Genomic DNA, 3,626 nt, shown 5'->3' with positions numbered 1-3,626 from the left:
ACTTGCTCAGGGTCCGAGTCTTGGTACCACACCTCAATCATTTTGGTTTCCTGTCGCGTCCGATTGACCATTGCGCTAACGCGACTCACCGACAATTTACCGCTGCCAATCAGAAATTCGTAGGTGATGTGTGGATATTTCTTTTGAATCTCCTTGACCACAGGGTCCATTAGCTTACGACTTTGCAGCACAAGAATCTGCGTTTCGTAGTCTAAGCTGGACTGCTCTACATCAATTTGCTGAGGACCCCCCTGCGTCTCGCCGCCTTGGGCTTGCGTCGATAGCTTTGCTAGCTTGTCTTCCGCGGTAACGGGTTCTACTAAAATCTGAAACTTTCCCGCGTACTGGGCAGGCGTTGTTTCATCCATGAAGAAGAGGAGACCTGTGCCTGCGGCGATCGTCCCTAGCGCTACACCAGAAACTAGCCCAATCCGCCGACGCACCACGGAGCCTAGCCGACCTAAATCAAAGGTTTCTTCGTCGTTTTCAACGGTTGGTGCAGGTTGGGGCGGCATGAGAAATCTACCGTTGCTGTCCGTTGCCGATAGCTGAGAATTGCGGTTTGTTTCCATTCTGACCCTCTATTCCATTGTGAATACGACATCGACCCTACAGCCACACGACGAATGTTAGAGTCCAAAGATTCGCAGGAAGTTAAAGACTCCCGTAATTGGACCGAAAATAGTGCTCAAGGTGTCCGAGACGCTAGCCAATCCCGATCGCCCAACCACAACGATGTCGTTGTTTTGTAGCAGCGGATTGCCTTCGTCGGTAGTACCTTGAGCAAAATCAATGGATACCTTCCGTCGTGTAACGGAGCCGTCAGGATTCAGGCGAATGAGTTCTACAGAGCCTTTGCGGGCTCGACGCTGGTCGAAGCCACCCGCAGATAACAGGGCTTGATTGAGGGGGGTATTCGGAGGAACCTGCACGGTTCCCGGTTGCCGCACCTCACCCACGATATTGACTCGAATAAAGTCTGGGGAAAAATTGGCTCTAGCGTTTTCAGCGACTTCGGCTGCCGTCAAATCTTTTGCAACCGGAATCGAAATCGTGTCGCCCGCCTGCAAAATCACGTCCTGCCGCAAATCGCCACTTCTAATGAGTTCCAGCAGGTTTACGTCGATCGTTTGGTCAGTGCCTGATCGCGTCATGCGGCGGATTTGAATCCGGCGAAGATCGGCTTGGGGTTTAATACCACCTGCAATCTGGATTGCCTGCGTTACGGTAGGCGGTTTGTCACTGCCAAGCGTGGTGGGGTTGTCGCTGACCGCTCCCGGTACGCCTGCGACTCCTGGACGAGCGTTAACGCCTGTGACTAGGTAAGGACCCGGACGAAACACTTCACCGACAATGGCGACGCTGACGGGTTTGGCTTTGTCGGCAGCAAAGGTGGTGTCTGCCAGCACCCGTCCCTCCGCTGGATTTTGCGCACTGACCGTGGGAATGAAGATAGAGTCGCCGTCGCGCAGGCTGACATCTTGCCGCGCGTTGCCAGTTGTAACGTACTGCCACAGGTCAACGGTGATGACTTGGTCGGCACCGGAGCGCTGTGGACGCCGAATCTGGATTTGGCGCACGTCTGCTGATTGGGTAATGCCTCCCGCCGTTTGTAGAGCGCGAGTGAGCGTGGGAAACTGGGTGCCGCCTTCCTGAGTTGCCAGCGGCAAGGTGTAAGTGCCAGTCCGATTCACTTCGCCAGAAACGCCGATCGTCAGAGGACGCGGAGCCACCAGGGTTGCGGTGGTGAAGGGACGCTTGTAGAAGCGTCGGTAGCGCCGGGAAAGGTCTTCAGACAGTTGTTTCAGCGTCATGCCTTTGACGGAAAGGTTTCCCAGCAGCGGCAGGTTGAGGGAGCCATCTACCAGCACTTGGTATCGACCGTTTTCGCCGCTGTACTCTGGCGCATCGAAGACGTCGATTTGAAGTCGATCGCCCGCTCCCAAGGTATACACTTCGCTAGCGGGTGACGCGGGTGACCCGGAGTAAGCAGGTGGGGAGCTGCTTGGAGGCGCTGCTAAAGCGGTATGCGGTAAGGCAATCAAGGTTAGCAGGGCTAGAGCGGTGATGGGGGAGGTCGATCGCTTAAAACAGTCTAGGTAGATCATGGCTGAAGCTAGCGTAAAAAAATGGAACGCAGTGAAATCATTGAGCGAAGTGCAGGCTAGCGTTTAGTGGCTCTGCTTAATTCAAACTGTTCTCCAGCGTAAGCAGTTCCCTTCTCAGCTTTACAGTTAGTAACAGAAGAATCAGGACAGTTTTGGATATTTTAAGAGAGCAAAATAGTCGAGGAAACACACAAGCCGCACTACACTTCCCTCTTGTGCTAGCGCTTGCTCAGCGCACTTAACCGCAACTTCATTTAAGCTTCATAACCAAGCGCAAAATGTAGAGCGAATTAAAGAATCAATAAAGCTGCGCCAGGTTACAGGAACAATTTTTAGCAGGAAATAACAGCGGAATGAGCTAAATAATCAAATAGCTTTTTAAGCAAATATTGTACAACAATGAACGCAATATTTTTCTATTGAATAGACCTTTGATAAGCAGATTTATCAACGTTTTCTATAGTTCTCTATGTTTTTTCAGAAGAGTTTTTCGCTTTAATATGTAAACCAAACTGAACATGATGAAACTGAATAATTGGATAAACAATAGAGTTTGACGAATAGTAATTAACTGTTTATACGTTATCTAGAACGCCTCACTCTTTGCTCATTTTGAACAACTCAATTACAGTGAGAGTGGGTGGGGTCGTTGATGGTTGAAGGATTAAAGGTGCAGCAACTTTCTCAGACAATTTGTTTCTATTTGAAAATGCTACTAGGGATTGGCATTGTTGTTGTGTTGGTAACTACCGCACAAGCCCTTAACTTGCAAGGACTGCTACAGCGTCTTCTCCTATGGGTGCAGGGGTTGGGACCCAGTGGCGCGATCGCCTTCATTGGCATCTACGTTTTAGCGACGATTCTGTTCCTACCGGGATCGATACTGACGCTGGGAGGCGGTGTGCTGTTTGGTATAGGGCTAGGGTCGGTTTGCGTGTTTGTGGGTGCGGTGATTGGTGCAATGCTGGCATTTCTGATCGGACGCTACCTAGCGCGAGGGTGGGTCGCAAAGCAGCTTGAGGGCAAGGTTCAGTTTCAGGCGATCGACCAAGCGGTTGCCAGAGAAGGACTCAAAATTGTGCTGCTGACACGCCTGTCACCGATTTTTCCGTTCAATCTGCTCAATTACGCATTTGGGGTAACGCAAGTGTCGCTGAGAGATTATGTGTTGGGGTCGATCGGGATGCTTCCCGGCACCGTGATCTATGTCTACATCGGCTCCCTTGCTGGAAACTTTGCCTCGCTTGGCACGGAGACAACTGCTCCCCCACAACTGCTCCAATGGCTCATTCGCGGCGTTGGGTTGATTGCTGCTGTTGCCGTTAGCTTTTACATCACACGAATCGCAAGAAAAGCATTGGAGCAGTCACTTTGACGAGGGAGTGTAACGACGGGTACTCCGAGTTGCACGCAACTCTACTAGCCTGGGTCCATAGCATTTCCCAATTCAGTGAGGTACACGCCTAGATGAGGAAACTCTTGCTCCCTCTCCGTTTCGGGGAGGGTTGAGAGGGGTTG

General features: G+C 51.3%; 3 protein-coding genes. 1 reads left to right on the top strand and 2 read right to left on the bottom strand.

Annotated features, from left to right (window positions below; genetic code table 11):
- Together H6F43_RS02070 and H6F43_RS02065 are read right to left on the bottom strand one after the other, a co-directional pair.
- A partial coding sequence (locus H6F43_RS02070) for a Wzz/FepE/Etk N-terminal domain-containing protein (protein ID WP_242025263.1) occupies nt 1–572 on the bottom strand: 572 nt, incomplete at its 3' end.
- A 57-nt stretch (nt 573–629) separates the two neighbouring features.
- Nucleotides 630–2,108, bottom strand: a complete 1,479-nt coding sequence (locus tag H6F43_RS02065; protein WP_190340354.1) for an SLBB domain-containing protein — start codon at nt 2,106–2,108, stop codon at nt 630–632.
- Between the two features lie 709 nt (nt 2,109–2,817).
- On the opposite strand from H6F43_RS02065, the gene H6F43_RS02060 reads away from it, so the two are divergent.
- A complete protein-coding gene (locus H6F43_RS02060; protein WP_199290109.1) occupies nt 2,818–3,483 on the top strand; it encodes a TVP38/TMEM64 family protein in 666 nt (221 codons plus the stop codon).
- The last annotated feature ends 143 nt before the right edge of the window (nt 3,484–3,626 follow it).

Source organism: Leptolyngbya sp. FACHB-36 (assembly GCF_014695955.1).
GTDB lineage: Bacteria > Cyanobacteriota > Cyanobacteriia > Leptolyngbyales > Leptolyngbyaceae > FACHB-36.
This window is presented reverse-complemented; position numbering and strand designations above follow the sequence as displayed.

Excerpts from the sequence above, each read along its gene's own strand:
- H6F43_RS02065 (WP_190340354.1), bottom strand. The coding sequence starts at position 2,108 with ATGATCTACCTAGACTGTTTTAAGCGATCGACCTCCCCCATCACCGCT.
- H6F43_RS02060 (WP_199290109.1), top strand. The coding sequence starts at position 2,818 with ATGCTACTAGGGATTGGCATTGTTGTTGTGTTGGTAACTACCGCACAA.